Consider the following 20061-nt stretch of genomic DNA (forward strand, 5'->3'; position numbering starts at 1 on the left):
TATATCCGCTGTTCTGTCTGAGGAAGATCACCATGATTTCAACGTTCTCACGTGTGTGGCTGCTGCTGGTTTTTACCACTCTGCTCGCGGTGCCTGTAACTGCTGCGGAAGACGATGCCGGTTCGATTTTTATCGAAGGCTATACGAATCAGTTGAGCTATCAGCCCGGCGAGAAGATTCAGTTCCACCTCAACAGTTCCGAACCGCAGTATTCGATTGAGATCACCCGCCTGGGAGCCGAGAACAAAACGGTTTATAAAGAGACGCGTCAGAACGGAGCCGCTCATCCCGTGCCTGAAGATGCTTCATCAAACGGCTGTCACTGGCCGGCGGCGTTTGAGCTGACGGTTCCCGATTCCTGGGCCAGTGGTTATTACAGTGTGCGTCTGGCGGTACGCGACGGGGGTGGTAAATTTATTCAGCGGAATTCCCGTTCGGCTGAGTCGAGCCTGTTTTTCATTGTCCGTCCCCAGCAGCCCGGCTCTCAAACGAAAATCCTGATTCAACTCTCGACCAACACTTACAATGCCTATAACAACTGGGGCGGCTCGAGCCTGTACAGCTACCATGGTCGCAATCATCTGCAGGGGCACCGCGTTTCGTTTGATCGTCCGTTGGCAGGTCAGTTTTCGAACTGGGAATATCCGTTCATCGCCTGGGCCGAGCAGAATGGGTACCAGTTGGACTACGCCGCCAACAGCGATCTGGAATTTCATCCCGAAATTTTGCAGCATTACAAACTGGTTCTCAGTGTGGGCCATGATGAATACTGGTCTGCCCCGATGCGCGATCATCTGGAGCAGTACATTAAACAGGGAGGCAATGTTGCCTTCTTCAGTGGAAATTCAGTCTGCTGGCAGGTGCGGAGTGAAGACGACGGTCGCGCCCTGACCTGCTGGAAACAGTGGTACAACCAGGATCCTGTTTTTCCGACGGACGATCACAGCACCCTGACCACGCTCTGGAGTCATCACCTGGTCAATCGGCCGGAAAATCAACTGACGGGCGTGGGCTTTCTGTACGGCGGCTATCATAAGAGCCACGGTCAGTTCATGGATGGTTCCGCCGCCTATCGCGTGCATCGTCCCGAACACTGGATCTTTGAGAAAACGGGGATCAAGCAGGGTGACGAATTCGGAGGGAAAGACACGATTGTCGGTTACGAATGCGACGGATGTCAGTTTGTGATGCAGGACGGTCTGCCTGTGCCGACCCATAAAGATGGCACTCCGAAGACCTTTCAGATCCTGGCGACCTGTCCGGCGAAATGGGCTCCCGGTGACAGCCTGTGGTACGATCGCTTCGAGAAAGACCGGGTCGGCGCCGCTGTGCTGGGGATGTATACCAACGGTGGGACCGTGCTGACGGTGGGGAGTACCGACTGGGCACACGGCTTGCGCGGGAAAGATCCGATCGTCCAGCAGATCACCAGGAACGTCCTCGACCGGTTGTCGAAGTGATGCCTAGTTCGGCAGGAGTCCATCGCGTTCTGAACGGTTGATACTGTAGAGCACATGCCGCTGCAGTGGATCATTGTCGGGCAGTCCGGGATGATCGAAGTTGTCGATATACGACATGCCGATTTTTTCCATCACGCGGCGGGAAGCGATGTTGGAGGGGACCGTGAATGAGACGATCTGTTTCAGGTTGCATTCATCAAAGCCAAAGTCGAGCACGGCGTGTGCGCCTTCCGTAGCGTATCCCTGGTTCCAGTAGGGGGTTGCCAGTCGCCAGAGGATCTCGATGCAGGGAGTAAAAAACGCGGTGAACTGGGGAACCGCCAGGCCGATGAAACCGGCGAAGGAAGTCTGGTCTTTAATTTCGACGGCCCATAAGCCGAAGCCATATTCTTCAAAGTGTGTTCGGATATCTTCCACCATCTGCACGCTCTGCTCGGAAGTCAGCGTGGATGGATAATACTGCATGACGCGTGGGTCTTTATTGAGCTCGACGAAAGGTGCGATGTCTTCCTCGCACCACCGTCGTAAAATCAGCCGAGTCGTTTCCACTGTTCTGGTTCCTGCAAGTTCATCAAGTTGTTTCAGTCGTGTAGTACTCTCTCTACGCAGACACCCGGTTTGTAACGGAGAAATTTCCGGCAATTCCCTTTTATTTCAAAAACAGGGTGCGTTTTTTATCGATATTGAAAGTCGCTCGTCCTTCTGTTCAAATAAATAAATATCATTTAAATATCACAATGCTCTCTCAAGGGCTCACATTCCGCTTGGAGTACATAGAGATGAAAATGTCTGTTTTTGGGGCAATGTTCGTAACTTTAACCCTCTACAGTACTAATTGTCTTCCGGCGGCAGAATCTAATGGAGAAACTTCTCTGATGAAGGTTCCCGGAGCCTGGGAAGACCAGCAGGCAGGGAAATATGCAGACCTGGACGGGTTCGCCTGGTATCGCTGCTACGTCAAAGTTCCCAATAACTGGGCCGACATGAATGCCCGTCCCCTCTGGCGGGATTCGGTGACACTCTCCATCGAAAAACTGGCGGATGCTCACGAAGTCTATATCAACGGGACGCGCATCGGTCAGATTGGAAAGTTCCCCCCGAACTTCGAAAGTGGCTTCGACAGTTATCAGCGCTACAAGGTTCCGCCGGGAACGCTCAAGCTGGGGAAGTACAATACGATCTCGGTCCGCGTTTATAACGAAGCAGGCCCGGGAGGTTTCCGGGGCGCACCTCCGATCCTGGCCGGTTACTTTCTGGAATGCGTGCTCAAAGGGGAATGGGAATTCCTGCCGGGCGATGATGTGAAATGGGCACTGACCGCCCGCGAGCAGAAGCCAGCCCATGCCGCTTTCGATGAGTTCACTCCAGCCACCTCGACACTCAAACGCTCTGCCAAACTTTCTCCGGGGCGACGCCTTTCCCCCGAGAAGTCGATGACGCTCTTTGAAACCGATGACGATGTGGCCGTGGATCAGTTACTCACCGAACCGCTGGTGGGGCAGCCGCTGTTTATGAGTTTCGATGAACGAGGGCGGATGTGGGTCGTACAGTATCGCCAGTATCCTTATCCCGCGGGACTCAAGGTGTTGAGCCGGAATAAATATTACCGAATGGAATTCGACCGGGTCTCCCCGCCGCCTCCCAACCACTTCCCGGGTAAGGACCGGATTACAATTCATGAAGATACCAACGGTGACGGCAAGTACGATGCACACAAGGTCTTTGCCGGCGATCTCAATATTGCGACGTCGGTTGTCAAAGGGCGTGGCGGGATCTGGGTCCTCAATCCACCTTACCTCCTGTTTTATCCCGACAAAGACAACGACGACATTCCCGATGGCGATCCGGAAGTTCGCCTGTGGGGCTTTGGTCTGTCCGATACACACTCGGCTCCCAACAGTCTGCAGTGGGGACCGGACGGCTGGCTCTACATGGTGCAGGGGAGTAACCTCGTTTCGCATCTGAAGAACACCGACAAGCCGGATGCGAAATCGATTTACTGTGAAGGGCCCGGGGTCTGGCGCTATCATCCCGAAACAGGGCGCTATGAATTGTTTGCTGAAGGGGGCGGCAATGCCTTCGGGCTGGAAGTCGATGCGGACGGCCGTGTTTATTCCGGCCATAACGGCGGAGGCACCCGTGGCTTCTACTATGTCCAGGGAGGTTATTACGAAAAGGGGACCGAGAGGAAGTACGGCGATGTGAGTAACCCGTATGCCTTTGGTCTGCTGCCTTTCATGAAGCATGCCGCTACGCCCCGCTTCAGTCACGCGCTGGTGAAATACGAGGGGGACACGCTGCCCGAGCGCTTTAAAGGGAAGCTGATTTCCGTCGATCCGCTGCACCAGTACCTGGTCCTCACTCAAGTGAATCAACTGGGGTCTTCCTTTCAGACTGAAGACGTGGGCTTTCCATTAAAGAGTACCGACCTGGGATTCCGTCCGGTGGCGATCTACACGGGACCTGACGGAGGTGTTTACATCGCTGACTTTTACGAAGAATTCATCGCGCATGGTCAGCACTACCAGGGACAGATCGATCCTAATTCGGGTCGCGTCTATCGCCTCCGCGGTAAGGATGCGGCGCCCCGCAAGATTGAGGACTTGAGTCAAAAGAGTTCACGGGAACTGCTGGATCTGCTCAAACATCCCAACGAATGGCACCGCCGCACCGCGCTGCGACTGCTGGGCGACCGTAAAGATGCGTCTGTGATTCCCACACTCAAACAATGGATCAAAGAGAACGATGGACACCTTGCCCTGGAGGCATTCTGGGCGTTGAATCTTTCGCAGGGCTTTGACGATGCCGTCGCGGAAGAGACATTGAAACATCCTCATCCCATGGTCCGCTTCTGGACGGTGCGTCTGCTGGGAGACGACAAAGTGGTCTCCAGTCATATTGGTGAGCAGCTGATTGAGGCCGCACGGAACGAACCGAATGCGGAAGTCCGCGGTCAATTGGCGGCAACCGCTCGACGCCTGCCTGCGGATCTCTGCCTGCCCCTGGTCGAAGCCTTGAGCCGTTACGAGGCAGACGTGGACGATCCGCATCAGCCACTGATGCTCTGGTGGGCCCTGGAATCCAGGTCGGTCTCCGATCGGGAACAGGTACTCGCCTTGTTTAAAGACAAACAGTTCTGGGAGCGTCCCCTGGTGCAGACGGCACTGCTGGAACGACTGATTCGTCGTTACGCGACCGCAGGCAGCCGAACGGATCTGGTCACCTGTGCGAAACTGTTCGAGCTGGCTCCCGATGCGAAATCACGCCAACTGCTGATGACCGGTTTCGAGAATTCGTTCAAGGGACGTTCGCTGGCCGGGCTGCCCGAGGCACTGGTTAAAGCCCTGGCGGATGCGGGGGGCGGATCGACGACGCTGCAGATGCGACTGGGAAACCAGGCCGCGATTCAGACGGCACTGGACGCGTTGAAGTCACCCGGCAAGAATCAGGCTGAGCTGCTGGACTATATTCAGGTGCTGGGTGAACTGCAGGAACCACAGGCCCGCCCCGTGATGCAGGCTTTATTGAGCAGTACCAAAAACAGCGATTTGCAGACCGGCCTGCTGGTCGCGCTGCAGAAATATCAGCAGCCGGACATCGCGGCGGTGATTCTCAAACGCTATCCGGTTTTTTCTGAAGCCGTACGCGAAGTCGCGTTGAGCACGCTCGTCAGTCGAAAGGAATGGACCCGCGACTTGCTGGCTGCGGTGGAAGCGGGACAACTGGACGCCCAGGCGATTCCAGAAGACCTGGTTCGCAAGATGACGATTCACCAGGATCCGCAGATCACAGAACACGTAGGTCGGCACTGGAAAGAGATCCAGGGCGCTTCGAACCAGCAGATGCAGGCCAGCATCGCCCGTATCTCAGGTGTGCTGGAGCAGGGCAGCAGTGATGTTTATCGCGGTAAGGAACTGTATCAGCAGAATTGTGCCAAGTGTCACGTGCTGTTTGGGGAAGGCAAACGCGTGGGACCGGAGTTGACGCAGTACAAACGCGACGATTCCCTGCGGATGCTGATGCACGTGGTGAACCCGAGTGCGGAAATTCGCGAGGGTTTTGAAACGTACCTGGTGATCACCGACGATGGCCTGGTGGTATCCGGTTTCCTCTACGATCAGGACAAACAGATTGTCGTGATCCGCGGGGCCGATGGTCAGAATGTGACCATCAAGCGGGAGAACATCGATGAGATGATCAAGCAGCCCAAGTCCCTGATGCCCGAAGGCCTGCTCGATAAACTCAGTGACCAGGAGCTGCGGGACCTGTTCGGATTTCTGCGGAGCAGTCAGCCGGTCTTTAAATAAGCGAGCTGTCCGGATCCGAAGTTTTCAGGGAGAGAACCGCGCGATGAGTTCACTCGCGTAGTCGAGTTGGGGAATCAGGCAGGGATGCTTGTACTGTTCGAAGCTGCCTCCCGGTTTCTGCTGACGCTCGGTCGCGAAACGCTGCCAGGTGCCCGGCTCGAGTGGGCAGGGGACCGGCGGTGCCAGTCGTCCGGACTGGCGTTTCTCGGCGTATTCACAATTGGATTCCTGCAGACGCTGATCAAAGTCGGCGAGCAGTCGCGTGAGCGTTTCATCCGTAAGCAGCGGAGATGCTTCGAATAAGAGCTGATAACAGGGGGGCTCGCCCCATTGTGGAATCAGCGCGAATTGTCCCAGTTCCAGCGCATGCTGCTGTGTTGCGCCACGGACGGCATCGACGACCTGCGACTCGGTGATCTTCTCGCCTGTCAGGTTTGAAATGTGTGCGCCTTTGTGGAGAAACGCGAGCAGGGGAGTGGACTGATAAAAGCCGGTGCAGCGCACGACATCACAGATATGGTAACGATAGAGACCCGAGGGGGTGGTCAGCAGGATATAGTAGTTCTGTCCCTCTTCCAGTTGATCCGCCGTCAGGATTTGCGAGGTGTTCAACGGGTCTTCCGCTTCGGGGACGAATTCGAAGAAGTGCGACGTGATATCCAGAACGCCGCTCGAGGTGCCTGAGTTGAGGGGAATCGTCATGCGTCCTTCGCTGGCCGAGAGACCATGATCACGGACCGGCAGATCGCCATAATAGGGTTTGAGCTGTGACAGGTAAGCACCGGCGCTGCCCCCCGTCCAGACCGCGAGTACGGAGAGTCCGGGCCAAAAATCGCGGGGATAGAGGTGTCCGGTGCGTTCAATGAGCTGTTCCAGTTCCCGCGCACGGCCGGGGTTCTTACGCTGCAGCCGCCGTTTCAGTTTTCCCAGGATCTGCAGGTCCATCTGAGCGGCTCCCGTCAGGCGTCCCTCGGCAATGTCGCTTACCAGCGATTCTTTTTCCTGGTCGGCGAACTGGGCGAGGTGGAGCAGGGTGCTGGGGTTGGCGGTGGTGAGCATGCCCACATGCCGGTCGGCGAGCGCGAGTCGCAGAGCGGTGTAATATTTCAGTTGCGGGTCATCGATGCGTGAGACGTCACCGGGAACGGTATACATCGATTGCACGACGGGACTCTGCATCGCTGCGACCAGGCCGCTGATATTACCGCAGGGGGTGCCACCAGGTGTGCGGAACTTGTCGAAGTTGCTGGTGAGCTGCACGATGTTCTGATACTTCAGTGGCGCGAAATCGTCATAGGTCAGGATGCCCCAGTTCTGCCAGCCCTGGCGATAGTCTTTGAGGAACGGGGCGGTGATCGGGATGAACTTGGAATCGGTGGTGGTGCCGCTGCTGAGCGTAAACATCAGCAGGCGATTCTCCGGGCCTAATAGCGCAGCGGTTTCCCCCTGTTTGACGCGTTCGATGTAGGGGCGAAAGAAATCGTATTCCGAAACCGGGAAGCGGGATTGAAACTCTGCAATCGTGCAGGAACCGTCCAGGTTGTACTGGCGGCTCAAATCGCTGGCAGCATTTAACTGCAGAATGCGCTGCAGCGTTGCCTGTTGGACCGAGCGACAGTCAGAGGTGCAGGCAAGGAATTCATGAGCGGCACGACGATAGCGTCGTCGCACGAAGGTTCCTCCGAAAGCCCGTAGCACATACAGGGCATGCATTCCTTGCTCCCCGGACGAAATGTTCTGCGCTCAGAAAAGGGTCCACGTGGAGGAGAGCCTGCCTGAAGAGAGAACTCTCCTCCTGCCAGATGGGACCGGACGATTAATCTTCGTCGTCGTCTTTCTTCTTTTTCTTCTTCTTGCCGATCGAGATTTTCTCGACGCGGACTTTGGGCAGACCCAAGGCGCCCTGGCCATCGGCCCAGCGGTCTTCGAACTTCAATTTCTCAATACGTTCAGCACGCTTCAAAACGTTGCGGGCACGGGTCAGCGAGCTTTTGCTCTTCAAACTTTTGTCGAGTGACACGGTGTCATCCCCTCTGAATAGATGTTATATCGAAGACGGTCATTTACTATGGAAATTGACCGTCAAAACTGGCATAGTGGTGTCTTATTCGCAAGAAGCGCTCTAGCAGCATGCTGGTCAAACGGACATTTGCCCGCGACGATTTGCGAAGCGACATATGGTAAAAGGAAATGTCAACGATTGCAACCGCTGCTAAATGAAACCTTTCAGCTGTTTTTCGCGAAATTCTGAAATTTCGCCCTGAAACCGGGATCGAGGGAGACCAGACCATTTCTTTGTACGATACAAATTTCACCCTGTTGGACTGGTCCATCGTCGTCTGTTACCTGCTCTCATCAATCGTAATTGGTTTGTGGGCCAATCGTTACGTCGGAAATCTCTCCGATTATCTCGTCGCCGGCCGCAAATTACGGCTTCGACTGGCCCTGGCCACCATGACGGGGACCGAACTGGGGCTCGTGACCGTGATGTACATGGCCGAACTCGGCTTCACCCAGCAGTACGCCTCCCTGTATCTCGCTTTTCTGGAGGCGGGGGCGGTACTGTTGATCGGTCTGACCGGCTTTGTTGTCTATCGGCTCCGGCAATCCTCGATCATGACGATCCCCGAATATTATGAACAACGCTACTCGCAGTCGGTGCGGGTGGTCGGGGCGACGGTGATGGTCGTCTCGGGCGTGTTGAACATGGGGCTGTTCCTCAAAGCGGGCTCTCAGTTTCTGACCGCGGTTTCCGGACTGCAGGATGAGATGTACCTCAAACTGATCATGACGGGGCTGTTGCTGCTGGTGCTGTTCTATACGGTGCTGGGAGGGATGGTTTCGGTGGTGATCACCGACCTGATCCAGTTTCTGATCCTGGGGACCGGCATGGTGATTGTGACCGGCGTGGTCTTCTGGTCGATCGGCTGGGACGGACTCTCGGCGATTGTCACCGAGCAGAACGGCTATTTTGATCCCTTCCATCCTGAGAATAAGTCGGGGAACGGGAATCCCATCGGCTGGCTGCAGATCGTGCAGATGGCGATTGTCATCGGTTCGGCCGCTCTGCTCTGGCCAACCAGCGCGGCTCGTACGCTCTCCTGTCAGAGTGCGGAAGTCGCTCAGAAACTCTATTCGCTGAGCTCCATCTCCTTTCTGGCGCGTCGTGCCCTGCCTGTATTCTGGGGGATCGGGACGTTTGCCTTTTTCGCCTCCCAGCCGGAACTGTTCCAGGAATTTCACCAGGCCGTGGAAACCAACGCCTCGATTACCTCACTGTCTGCGATGCCTCTGTTTCTGGCGAAAGTGGTGCCGACCGGCTTATTAGGGCTGGTGACGGCAGGCATGATTGCCGCCTTCATGTCGACTCACGACAGCTATCTGCTCTGCTGGAGTGGCGTGATTACCCAGGATATTATCGCACCTATCGCAGGGCCGATGAGCCAGCGTTCCCGGATTCTGACGACACGGATTGCGATCTTCGTGATCGGGGCGATGCTTCTGACCTGGGGACTCTGGTACGAAGTCAGCAGCGATCTCTGGGGGTACCTGGCCGTCACGGGAGCCGTGTATCTGTCCGGGGCGATTCCCACGGTGGTCGGTGGTTTGTACTGGAAACGGGGCAGCCGGGCCGGCGCACTGGCGGCGATCCTGGGAGGTCTGTCAGGATTGCTGGCGATGGGCCCCTGCGTGGATCTGATCAACAAACTGTTTGCGACCAGCTTAAACGGCACACACCTGACGCTGCTGACGTTCGCGTTTTCGAGCGTGGCATACATCGTGTTTTCACTGCTGATTCCCGATCAACGTGCTGAAACCAGTTCGAATGTCTCCGTCAATCCGGCTTAAACTGAGAGAGAAACGATTATGTACCTGTGGATGAGTATCTGGACTGCCTTACTCCTGATCAGTGGGCTGGCATTTCTGGTCGTACTGGTTTACGTCGTGAGTGGCGTCAAAGAGGAACTGAAAGCGACACTCAATGACCTGCGGGCCGACGTGAATGAATCACAGGCGCACGAAGAAATTCTGGATCGTCCCATCGAATAAGTCGATTTGTGCTGCGAAACCACACCCAGGACACGGTTTATAAACGGCTAAAAATTCGGGTTTTCCGAACAATTGACTGGTGAATCAGTTACGATCCTGCTATTTTTTAAACAAGGTCCGCAGAGCTTTTATGGCTGAATAGACGGGCTGTTGCTGTTTCCTGCTGGGAGTCGCGTCGCTCATGATGTGCCCTTTTTGTCGTGATGGTGAGACGAAAGTCATTGATTCGCGCTTGAGTCAACCTTTCAGTGTACGCCGCAGACGTGAGTGTCTGGCCTGCGGAAAGCGCTTCACGACCTATGAAAAGATTGAAGAATCCCCCCTCAAAGTCGTCAAGAAAGATGGGGCTCGTGTCCCCTTCGATCGGATGAAAATGGTCAAGGGGATTGAGACGGCCTGCTACAAACGCCCGGTCAGCCCCGATCAGATCGAATCGATCGTGGCCCAGATCGAAGCCGAGATCTATGAGAACTTCGATCGCGAAGTCCCCTCGCGATTCATCGGCGAGCGGGTTTCCACGGAACTGAAGAACGTCGACCAGGTGGCCTTCGTCCGTTTCGCTTCGGTCTATCGCAACTTTACCGATGCCAACGATTTCGTAACTGAAATCCAGCCCATGCTGCGAACCGACGATTAGTCTCGCTTCCGACCCGGGTGCCTAAGCGATGATCTCGGGAACCACGTTGCCGGCCACGCCGGTGATCCGCATGTCGAGCCCCTGGAATTTGAACGTCAGCCGCTCGTGATCCATACCCAGCAGATGCAGCAGGGTTGCGTGAAAATCATTCACGTGCATTGGTTTCTCGGCCACGTTGAAGCCGATGTCATCGGTCTTGCCGTAAGCGAATCCGCGTTTGACGCCGCCGCCTGCCATCCAGACGGTGTAGGCATCCTTGTGATGGTCGCGACCGGGTGATTTGCGGTCTCCCTGAACCATGGGAGTGCGGCCGAACTCGGCACCCCAGACGACCAGCGTGTCATCGAGGAGGCCCCGCTGCTTGAGGTCTTTAATCAGAGCCGCGATTGGTTGATCGACCTGCTTACATTTCTTCTTGAGCCCGTTGACCAGGTTACCGTGATGGTCCCAGCCCTGGTCGAACAGCTGCACGAACCGCACGCCCCGTTCTACGAGTCGTCTCGCCAGCAGACAGTTATTGGCGAAGCTCGCTTTGCCCGGCTGGGTACCGTACTGATCGTGGATGTGTTTGGGTTCGTTGGAAATATCCATCAGCTCGGGCACCGCAGTCTGCATGCGGTACGCCATTTCGTACTGGTTGATACGGGTCGCGATTTCGGGATCGCCGACATCCGCCAGCTGGACTTTGTTCAAATGATTCACACTGTCGATGATCCGTTTGCGGTCTTCGCCGGTCATCCCCTTGGGATTCGAGAGGAACAGCACCGGATCTCCCTGGGAACGGAATTCGACCCCCTGGTAAATGCTGGGCAGAAAGCCGCTGCCCCACAGGCTGTTGCCGGCACCAGCGACATTGCCGGTGATCAGTACGACAAAGCCGGGGAGGTTGCTGTTTTCCGAACCGAGGCCGTAGTTGACCCACGAACCCAGCGAAGGCCGCCCGAAGCGGGAGAAGCCGGTCTGGAAGAAGAGCTGTGCGGGGGCATGATTGAAGTGATCGGTCTTGAGCGAGTGGATCATGCAGAGTTCATCCGAGACCGACCCGAGGTGGGGCATCAGTTCGGAGATGGGGATGCCTGCTTCCCCCTGTCGCTGATAGGCAAACGGGCTGCCCATCAGTTTGGGTTGTTCGCGGATGAACGCCAGTCGCAGGCCTTCCCAGAGTTTGTCGGGAACCAGTTCGCCATCCAGTTCCTGCAGTTTTGGTTTCGCGTCGTATAAATCGAGATGCGAAGGGGCACCCACCATGTGCAGGAAGATCACATTCTTTGCTTTGGGCGTGAAATGCGATTCGCGGGCCGCCATCGGATTCACGGCGGTGGGGATGTTTCCCAGCAGGTCGTTCGCGAGCAGTGTGGTTAAAGCCGCTCCTCCGACACCCATGCCGGCCCGTTGAAAGAATTCACGACGGGTATAATTCAACAGTTGTTGCATGCGCTCGTTCATGATTATCCCTTGGTGATTGTTTCGTCGAGGTTGAGCAGGATGTTGGCAACGTACAGCCAGGCCGCCATGCGGGACGCGCCGACACCTTCGGGGCGGTCTTTTGCAGAGATCAGTTTCTGGGCTGCCTGGGGGTGGTCCTGGAAATGTTTCAGTTCCTGTTCGAAGACTTTTGTGAGGTGATCGACTTCCACATCCTGAGGCTGACGAGCTACACAGAGGCGGAACGCATACGCGATCCGTTCCCGGTCGGTCATGCCATCGTTCATACCGTGTGTTGCCAGTCGTCGGGCCAGGCCGGTGGCGATTTCAATATACGCGGGGTCGTTGAGCAGGGTCAGTGCCTGAAGCGGCGTGTTGGTGCGCGAGCGATTGATTGTGCAGGCACCCCGGTCGGGGGCATCGAAGTTCGTGAAGCTCGGATAGGGGGCACTGCGGCGCCAGATCACATACACGCCTCGGCGGAAGCGGTCTTCTGCAGTGGAGGTATTGTATTTCGGAGCATTGCGGCCCACGTGCCGCCAGAGTCCCTGGGGTTGTGGCGGATAGATGGGCGGGCCTCCCATTTTGGTAGAGAGCAGACCACTGATGGCCAGTGCGTTATCGCGAATGGTTTCCGCCGAGAGCCGCAGGCGGGGGCCGCGGGTCAGTAGTTTATTGTAAGGATCGGCTTCAAGCAGTTCGGGAGTGATCTTCGCTGACTGCTGATACGTGGCGGACATCACGATCAGTTTATGCACGTGTTTCATCGACCAGTTGTGTTCCATGAACTCGACGGCCAGCCAGTCGAGCAGTGCGGGATGCGTGGGAGGATCACCCTGACTGCCGAAATCTTCCTGGGTGGCGACGATCCCCTGTCCGAAGAACTGCGACCACCAGCGATTGACGGTCACACGGGCGACCAGCGGATTCTCCGGAGCGACAAGCCACTTCGCGAAGGCGAGCCGGTTGGGCGTGTCTTCTGCCTGGAGTGGATGCAGGGACTCAGGTGTCTGCGGTTTGACCTGGGCCCCCTTGTCGAGGAAGTTGCCCCGCTTGAAGATGTTGTTCATCCGGGGCTTGTCCATTTCGACCATCACCAGAGATGTGTCCGGCTCAAGAGCATTTAACTGCTGGCGAACCTGGTTCAACTGCTCGGTCAGAGCGGCGAAATCGGCATCCTGTTCCCGCTGGTAAGCGTTTAGTGCTTTGGTCTGTTTGGCAGTCCGTTTGTCGGTTTCCGTGTTCAGAATTTTACGGATGTTGTCGGGAACCTTGCTCCCCTCTTCGCTGTTTTCCAACAGGGCGAGCGTTGCTTCTTCCCAGGCCGGGTACCCGGTTTCGAGTTCCCTCTGTCGCTGATTGAGTTGCTTCTGCAGAGCCAGACGCTGTTGGGTCAGCTGATCTTTTTGTTGTTGAGCTGTTTTACTGAGGGGCACCATCAGCTTGGGGCCGGTGACATCAAAGGTCACACTTTTACCTACCTGCTTCACCTCCAGCGGCGTGTTATTGAAGAAAGCGAAGATCTGGTAGTAGTCCTGTTGTGTGAACGGGTCGTACTTGTGATTGTGGCACTGGGCACATTCGAAGGTGGTGCCGAGCCAGACCATGCCGGTGGTGTTGACTCGGTCGAAAATCTGATTGACGCGATTCTCTTCGGGATCGACGCCCGCTTCCACGTTACAGGTGGTGCAGCGATGAAAGCCGGTGGCGATTTTCTGATCGAGGCTCGCATTGGGAATCAAATCGCCGGCGATCTGTTGAATGGTGAACTGATTGAAGGGCATGTCCCGATTGAGGGCGTTGATCACCCAGTCCCGGTAGAGCCACATCTCGCGCAGCTGATCAGCCTGGAAGCCGTTCGAGTCCGCATAGCGGGCCAGGTCGAGCCACTGGCGGGCCCACTTCTCGCCGTAGCGGGGGGACTTGAGCAGGCTGTCGACATACTTTTCATAGGCGGCCGGTGAAGGATCTTTTTCGAAAGCAGCGACCTGTTCCGGAGTGGGAGGCAGGCCGATCAGATCCAGGGAAACGCGACGCAGCAGCCGGGCGGGTTCGGCCAGCTGCGCCTGTTGCAACGCAGGATTCTGCTGCTGCAGTTTCTCGACGACGAAGGCATCGACGGCGTTGTTCACGCGCGGCGTGCCTTTGAGTTTCGGCAGCGGTTGTTTCACGGGGGGCACGTAGGCCCAGTGTTTCGGTTCTTCCGATTCGGTGGGCCAGTCGGCTCCCTGATCGATCCACTGTTTGAGTGCGGCGATTTCCTGTGTGGTGAGACGCTCGCCTGCATCCGCGGGGGGCATCTGTTCGCTGTCGTCTTTTGACGCGACGCGATGCATGAGCACGCTCTGATCGCTTTTACCCGAGATGATGGCGGGCTCTCCGGAATCGTTTCGGAGCAGCAGATTTTTACGACTGGTCAGCCGCAGTCCCCCTTCGCGGGCATCGGGACCGTGACAGTCCTGACAATGTTTGACGAAGAGCGGGCGGATCGATTTCTCAAAATCAATCTTGGCACCGGCAGCCGGTTTGTCTGCGGGCGCTGGTGCTGCGCTGGCAGACCAGGTGCTCAGCGTGAGTGCACTGATCAGTGAGAGACCTGCGTAGAGAGCTCGTGGCACTTGAGAACCATACATACGCGTTCAATTCCTGACAGGCGGTAATTCCAAGGCTGTTGGCGACCTGGAAAGTGACCTGATGAGAAGATTGAAAGTAATGCCGGTCCGTCAGAACCGCCGATATCGGAGGGACGGTAGTCAGACACCACTGCCTGACGGGCTGAATGTGTTATCAGGGGAATGTGTTGTTGTTTCCCGGAGAGAGAATCAAGCTTTTAAGATAACCCGACCAGGGCCGGAATTCAAGTTTTTTCCCGGATTGCAGGAGATCTGAGAGAGGGGCAGCTGGCCCTAAGTTGTGGTTTTGAAAGTAGATAAATACTCGGCTTGTGGCTCACTCAACCAACTCCGGGTGGTATCGGATGTAATCCGATATTGCCGGAGGCAACAGGAGGTCGCAGGGGAGACTGGGACAGGTTCAATAATATGCCGATAGTCTGTCGTGAATTGTATGAGTGAGCTGTGACCTCCTGCTCGCTGCGCTCGGCCCGAATTGCATTCGAGCCCACCCATTCTTCTGGGGGAATACGAGCCAACAGAGCCACCGGATCGCACCTGCCCATCACGACTTGGCTTTCGCCGGTTTCTTTTTCTGTGGTCGTTTCATTTTGTGTGCGGACTTGCCTGCTTCGAAGATATCGACGTCGCCGTTGTTTTCCTGGGGGGCTCCCGGAGTCGAGCGTCCCCGGTCCACGTAGCTCTGCAGCAGGTCAGTCAGTTCTTTCACGACTTCGGGGTATTCGGACTGCAGATTTTTCTGTTCATTCAGATCCGCATTCAGATCATACAGCTGAATGGGAGGGAGCTGACTGAGATCGTCTTTCCCCGGCTTGGGGAAGCTCCAGCCTCCCGATCCGGGACAGAATTCCAGCTTCCAGTGATCTTTACGGATCGAGAAGGCCCCGCGAATCGAATGATGGACGGCGGCTTCGCGGACGGGCTGCGTGTCTTTACCTTCCAGTGCCGGCAGGATGCTGACGCTGTCTTCTCCCGCGTTATCGGGCAGCTTCGCACCGACGATGTCTGCGGCGGTGGCCATCAGGTCGGTCAGGCAGATCAGCTGATCGGAGTGCGTACCGGCTTTGACGCGGGCCGGCCAGTTGGCGATGAAGGGGACGCGATGTCCGCCTTCATAGATGTCGGCCTTGTGCCCCCGGAAGCGGTAGCTGGGCTGATGATCTTTGTCGGCCATCTCTTTGAAGTTGGCTGCGGGGGAGCAGCCGTTGTCTGCGGTGAAGATGACGAGCGTGTTTTCATGGATGCCCTGTTTTTTGAGTGCCTGCATCACCTGGCCCACGGTGTCGTCGACCTGCATGACGAAATCGCAGTAGGCGTTGATGCCGCTTTTGCCCTGCCATTCGGGTGTGGGCAGGATCGGTGTGTGCGGTGCATTGAGGGGGAAGTAGATGAAGAACGGCTTGCCTTTTTTAGAAGCGGCCGCGTGTTCGTCGATGATCTGGACGGTTTTCTCAGTGATGCGGGGCAGCACGTCGATGGCTTCGAAATCTTTGTGGGCGGGGCCATCCCGGAAGAAGGCCTTGGTGACAGTGGGGATGCCCTGGCTCTTGTTGTTTTCAATATAGACATAGGGGGGCATGTCGAGTGAGGCGCTGATGCCATAGAAATAGTCGAAACCGACACTGTTGGGGCCGTTCTGAATCGGTTTGGAATAATCGACGTCCCAGCCGGGATTGGTTTTTTTGTTATATGACTTCTCGGTGGCAATGCCGCCGTCTTTGAGTGTCCAGTCCATACCCAGGTGCCACTTTCCGACCGCGGCGGTATAGTAGCCATGCTGCTTGAGCATGGAAGGAACCGTCATGCGGTCCTGTTCAATCAGCCGCCGGGAGAGTCCCCAGAGCACGCCGCTCTTCAGGCGGGAGCGCCAGTTGTAGCGACCGGTGAGCACGCCGTAACGGGTGGGCGTGCAGACGGAGGAACTGGTATGGGCGTCGGTAAAAACCATGCCGCCGCGCGCCAGCTGATCCAGGTGCGGGGTGGCGATTTTACATTCCGGGTTGAGTGCCTTGATATCGCCGTATCCCATGTCATCCGCCAAAATGTAGATGATGTTGGGATCGTTTGATTTTTCCGCGGCGACGGCAGATGCAGTGCAGCAGAGCGTGGTCAATCCGCAGACAAATGCGAGCAGAGCAGAGAGAAACAGAAAACGCGTTGTGCGGGTTCTGGCAGATAAAGAGAGCGCAACGTTGGCAGACGGCATGGTTCATCCTCTGAGAATTTTTGGTGTGTTGTGTTTGCTTCAGTATCAACCAACGGGACCGCAGGGTCAAGCACATCGTGCTGTGAATCGGCTTTGCAACTGGAGAAGCGAGCAAGTCTTTAAAACCCGGTATTCGGGTACCAGCGGCTGTAATAATTTTCGCCCAGTCTGGTCAGGGGGATGGTGGTGGGTTTGAAGATGAGTGAGCCATCGCGGATGTGCTGGCGATGACCGAGTTTTGAAACGAGTGGCCAGTAAGGATGACGTCCCTTTTGCCAGGTGACGAACTGGTTCGGATCCCAGACGGCGATTCCGTCTGCCCCTTGTTCATTGTCCCGCGCGACCGACTTCAGCAGGCTGTCCGCACTTTCCATTTTCCAGCCGATATAGAAAGGGAAGATTTTCACATCGGTCCCCTCGGTGATGCGGGCGTAGTAAGCCGTGTCTCCTGATCTGGATTTCAGCCCGCTGGTATAATACGCGAACCAGGCGATGCCGATCTGGTCGATCAGTTTTTCATCAATCCAGCGTTCCACTTCCAGTCCGAACTTCCGATTATCTGCGGGGGTGGAAAATGTGGAAACGGCCAGTTTAAGGCGGCGACCGGGTGTGCCGCGCTGAGTCGCAACCTCATCCAGCAGCTTGCGAATTTTACGCATGAATTCCGTGACAATTGTCGCCCGCAGCTGGAGCACGCGCGGGTCGTCTTCGGCCAGCTGGCGGGGATCTTTTCCGTATTCTTTGATGAACCGCTTACAGAACGGTTCTTCCCATAAAATCATAGGCATGCCGCGATGAAAGAGAAAGCCGGCCCCGTCTGCGCCTCGCTGCAGTGCTTCGCGGTAGACTTCGATCAGATGATCCTGAACTTCCTCTGCGGCGTAGCTGAGATGCATGGTGGGCGTTCCGTCGTAATCGATGCAGCGCCATTCGGGATGGGCTTCATAAAATTCACTCATGAAGAACTCCTCCCACGGCGGTGCCGCTTTCCAGCCGGCAGCACGCAGGCAGATGAGGATTTCCGCCTGCTGACGGTGTGCTTCTTCCACAGCCACTTTCAGAGGATCAATTCCCTGCTGATGCAGATGGCGCACCGATTCGACATACTCGCGATCGACTTCCCGCGGGAACGTATCCAGCTGCGCCCCCATCAGGTTTCCTACCTGACTCGGGTGATGGACGAGATCCGCGCCTCCCACCTGAAACCACCAGGTCTTGAAATCACTGTCGCGGTAAGCAGAAAATGTCGCCGCGAGATCGGCGCGATTCTGAGGACGGAACGGGTGAATCCAGGTGTAGCCATCAAACGTGGCGACTGCGGTTTTGGTTTTCTGTTGAGTCCGATCAGCATTTAACCGAGCGACTTCCTCGTCGGTCAGCGGAATGGTTTTGACGTAATGGATCCGCGCCGGCATGTGATACACGGTAGAGAACTGTAAGTCGTTATTGGTCAGGTCTACGGTGCCCAGAAATACTTCTTCCAGCACATCCCGGCGTTGGGGACCCAGGTCGAGTCGATTACTCAGCCGGGTGTAAGCCGGGTCGCTGGTGAATTTCACTTCCACATTGTTTTTGGCGGGTCGGACGAGATCGGTAATCGAACTCAGTCCGATATAGACGGCGTGCCAGCCCTCTTTGCCGAGCTTCAAGGTCAGATCCGGCGCGGAAGACTCACGTCCGACCGAGATACATTTTCCCGAGAATTCAGCCGTCTCATATTCGAACACTTTCCATTTGTTATGCTGACGACGATTTGAAAGTGCGTCGGCCGGGAGGCAGCGAGTCAGGTCTGTGATACATTCTGCCTGCTTGAAGTTCTGCCACTGCTCAGAGTGGGGCCGGGGCAGCTGTTGTTGAGCAGACGTCGGTTCCGCAGCAGCCAGGTATGTTGCTGATGTCGAGAGGAGACTAAATAGCAGCGCGAACCTGAGGTGCCAGGAAAGATTATCACTCATAGCAGGGATCCTGTCTGTGAACAGTCTGTATGCGGGGGCAGTTACTTCAACGGTTTGATAAACAGATTGCGGAACTCGACGGGGTCGTTGTGGTGCTGCAGGGCGATGGGGCCGTTTGGAGGAATTCCCGGGAGCTGTGCGTTTTCGATAACGGTTGTTCCATTTAGAACCACTGATACGCGATCGCCGCGCATGGTGATCTCGAAGCGGTTCCACTGGCCGAGCGGACGGTCTGCGTTTTTGATGGGGATGCACGCGCGGCGGACTTCCGGTGGCATCGTCTTGTCGGTGCGGTAGCCGTTGATTTCGCCGGAACCGAGGACCTGGCTCCAGACGTTGAGCTGGGCTTTGGAACTGCCGCGGAGATAAATGCCGCTGTCACCGGCATCGAGGTGCGGGCGGGTGACGCGTTGGCGGGGATTGTCTGCCTCCATCAGGAAATCGCCGTTAAACAGCACGATGGGGTGTGGCTTCATTTCCGGTTCGGCTGACAGACGCCAGTCGACGATCAGGACAAAGTCTGCGAATTCGTCCTTCGTCCAGAGATCGCGGTCCGCCCGCTTTTTAGATTCGGCCTTGCCGTCGTAGTGGATCTCGCCGTCGTGGGCGACCCAGTGCCCCTTGTGTCCCGGCCGATGGTTCCAGCCGGCAAATGTGAGTCCGTCGAACAGTGATACGAAGCCTGCGTCCGCCTGGGCGACTTTTTCCGCTGGCGGGTTGCTCGAGGGCAATTCGCGAATGCGGATGTTGCGGAAATGCACTTCGGTGTGTTCTGCCTGCAGGCCGATATAGCCTTTGACGAGGCTCGTCTGTTTCGCACGCGTGACCACCTTTCCATTGACGGCCAGTTCCACCGTGCCGTTTTTGGTTGTGAGCACGTACCGGTTCCAGTATCCCGCTGGTCGACAGCGTTTTTCGAGGGGACGCGCCCGTGCGGTGGTCCCCTTTTTGTCGGGGTCGGTCAGTGGCACAAGCGAGGCCCCGCGGATTCCAAACAGACTGCCATGATCTTCGACGAGCAACTGAGCTTCGATGGCACGTGGATAGGGGGCCCCGATCTGCGGCAGAGCATCGGCGTGGAAGAACAGACCGGAATTCCCGGCCGTTTTCACGTGCAGGCACTCCAGTTCCAGCTCATAGTTTTCATACATCCGATCGGTGCGCAGGAAACAACGGGGTTCGCCCGTGCAGACAATCGCGGCGTCCCGAACCTGCCAGGTATCGGGCGCTCCGTTGACGTTGACCCAGCCGGTGAGATCCCGGCCGTTGAACAGTTCCGTTTCAGCAGCCGGTAACGAGGCTTGGAGGATACAAAGCGAGACGAAGCACAGGGCCAGCAGTTTCACTCCGGCGTTAATACGTACGTTGCACTTCATGCGTTCCTCGCC

Annotated in this window: 13 protein-coding genes; 5 read left to right on the top strand and 8 right to left on the bottom strand. The window is 56.5% G+C overall.

Going from position 1 to position 20061, the window contains the following annotated elements:
- Window positions 1-32 precede the first annotated feature (32 nt).
- Entirely contained in the window at window positions 33-1460 is a 1428-nt protein-coding gene (locus HG66A1_RS00885; RefSeq protein WP_145179936.1) for a N,N-dimethylformamidase beta subunit family domain-containing protein, read from the top strand.
- A gap of 3 nt (window positions 1461-1463) precedes the next feature.
- On the opposite strand, the gene HG66A1_RS00890 is transcribed toward HG66A1_RS00885, so the two are convergent.
- Window positions 1464-2009: a GNAT family N-acetyltransferase gene (locus tag HG66A1_RS00890; protein WP_145179939.1), complete on the bottom strand. Its 546-nt coding sequence runs from the start codon at window positions 2007-2009 to the stop codon at window positions 1464-1466.
- A gap of 326 nt (window positions 2010-2335) precedes the next feature.
- Between HG66A1_RS00890 and HG66A1_RS00895 the strand changes: the two genes are divergently transcribed.
- Window positions 2336-5767 (top strand): PVC-type heme-binding CxxCH protein, encoded by a 3432-nt coding sequence (locus tag HG66A1_RS00895; RefSeq protein WP_232106728.1) that lies wholly within the window; start codon window positions 2336-2338, stop codon window positions 5765-5767.
- 24 nt (window positions 5768-5791) lie between these two features.
- Here HG66A1_RS00895 and HG66A1_RS00900 read toward each other — a convergent pair whose 3' ends face one another.
- A complete protein-coding gene (locus HG66A1_RS00900; protein WP_145179945.1) occupies window positions 5792-7480 on the bottom strand; it encodes a GH3 auxin-responsive promoter family protein in 1689 nt (562 codons plus the stop codon).
- Between the two features lie 103 nt (window positions 7481-7583).
- On the bottom strand, window positions 7584-7787 hold the full coding sequence (locus HG66A1_RS00905) for a small basic protein (protein ID WP_145179948.1): 204 nt from the start codon (window positions 7785-7787) through the stop codon (window positions 7584-7586).
- Window positions 7788-8062: 275 nt separating this feature from the next.
- Here HG66A1_RS00905 and HG66A1_RS00910 point away from each other — a divergent pair, with 275 nt between their 5' ends.
- From HG66A1_RS00910 to nrdR, 3 genes are all read left to right on the top strand, one after another.
- Window positions 8063-9616: a sodium:solute symporter gene (locus tag HG66A1_RS00910; RefSeq protein ID WP_197996927.1), complete on the top strand. Its 1554-nt coding sequence runs from the start codon at window positions 8063-8065 to the stop codon at window positions 9614-9616.
- Window positions 9617-9634: 18 nt separating this feature from the next.
- Window positions 9635-9817 carry a hypothetical protein gene (locus HG66A1_RS00915; protein WP_145035649.1) on the top strand — a complete coding sequence of 61 codons (183 nt, stop codon included), beginning with the start codon at window positions 9635-9637 and terminating at the stop codon, window positions 9815-9817.
- Between the two features lie 181 nt (window positions 9818-9998).
- Window positions 9999-10454, top strand: a complete 456-nt coding sequence (gene nrdR, locus HG66A1_RS00920; RefSeq protein WP_145179956.1) for a transcriptional regulator NrdR — start codon at window positions 9999-10001, stop codon at window positions 10452-10454.
- Window positions 10455-10475: 21 nt separating this feature from the next.
- Here the strand turns inward: nrdR and HG66A1_RS00925 are convergent, their stop codons facing one another.
- The 5 genes from HG66A1_RS00925 to HG66A1_RS31785 form a co-directional block, all read right to left on the bottom strand.
- Window positions 10476-11900: a DUF1501 domain-containing protein gene (locus tag HG66A1_RS00925; RefSeq protein ID WP_145179961.1), complete on the bottom strand. Its 1425-nt coding sequence runs from the start codon at window positions 11898-11900 to the stop codon at window positions 10476-10478.
- Between the two features lie 2 nt (window positions 11901-11902).
- Window positions 11903-14512, bottom strand: a complete 2610-nt coding sequence (locus HG66A1_RS00930) for a PSD1 and planctomycete cytochrome C domain-containing protein (RefSeq protein ID WP_145179964.1) — start codon at window positions 14510-14512, stop codon at window positions 11903-11905.
- 544 nt (window positions 14513-15056) lie between these two features.
- On the bottom strand, window positions 15057-16718 hold the full coding sequence (locus HG66A1_RS00935; protein WP_145179967.1) for a sulfatase family protein: 1662 nt from the start codon (window positions 16716-16718) through the stop codon (window positions 15057-15059).
- A 119-nt stretch (window positions 16719-16837) separates the two neighbouring features.
- Complete coding sequence (locus HG66A1_RS00940; RefSeq protein ID WP_197996928.1) at window positions 16838-18673, bottom strand: hypothetical protein; 1836 nt, start codon at window positions 18671-18673, stop codon at window positions 16838-16840.
- A gap of 41 nt (window positions 18674-18714) precedes the next feature.
- A complete protein-coding gene (locus tag HG66A1_RS31785; RefSeq protein ID WP_197996929.1) occupies window positions 18715-20049 on the bottom strand; it encodes a DUF1080 domain-containing protein in 1335 nt (444 codons plus the stop codon).
- Between the last annotated feature and the right edge of the window lie 12 nt (window positions 20050-20061).

The organism is Gimesia chilikensis (assembly GCF_007744075.1).
Classification (GTDB): Bacteria; Planctomycetota; Planctomycetia; order Planctomycetales; family Planctomycetaceae; genus Gimesia; species Gimesia chilikensis_A.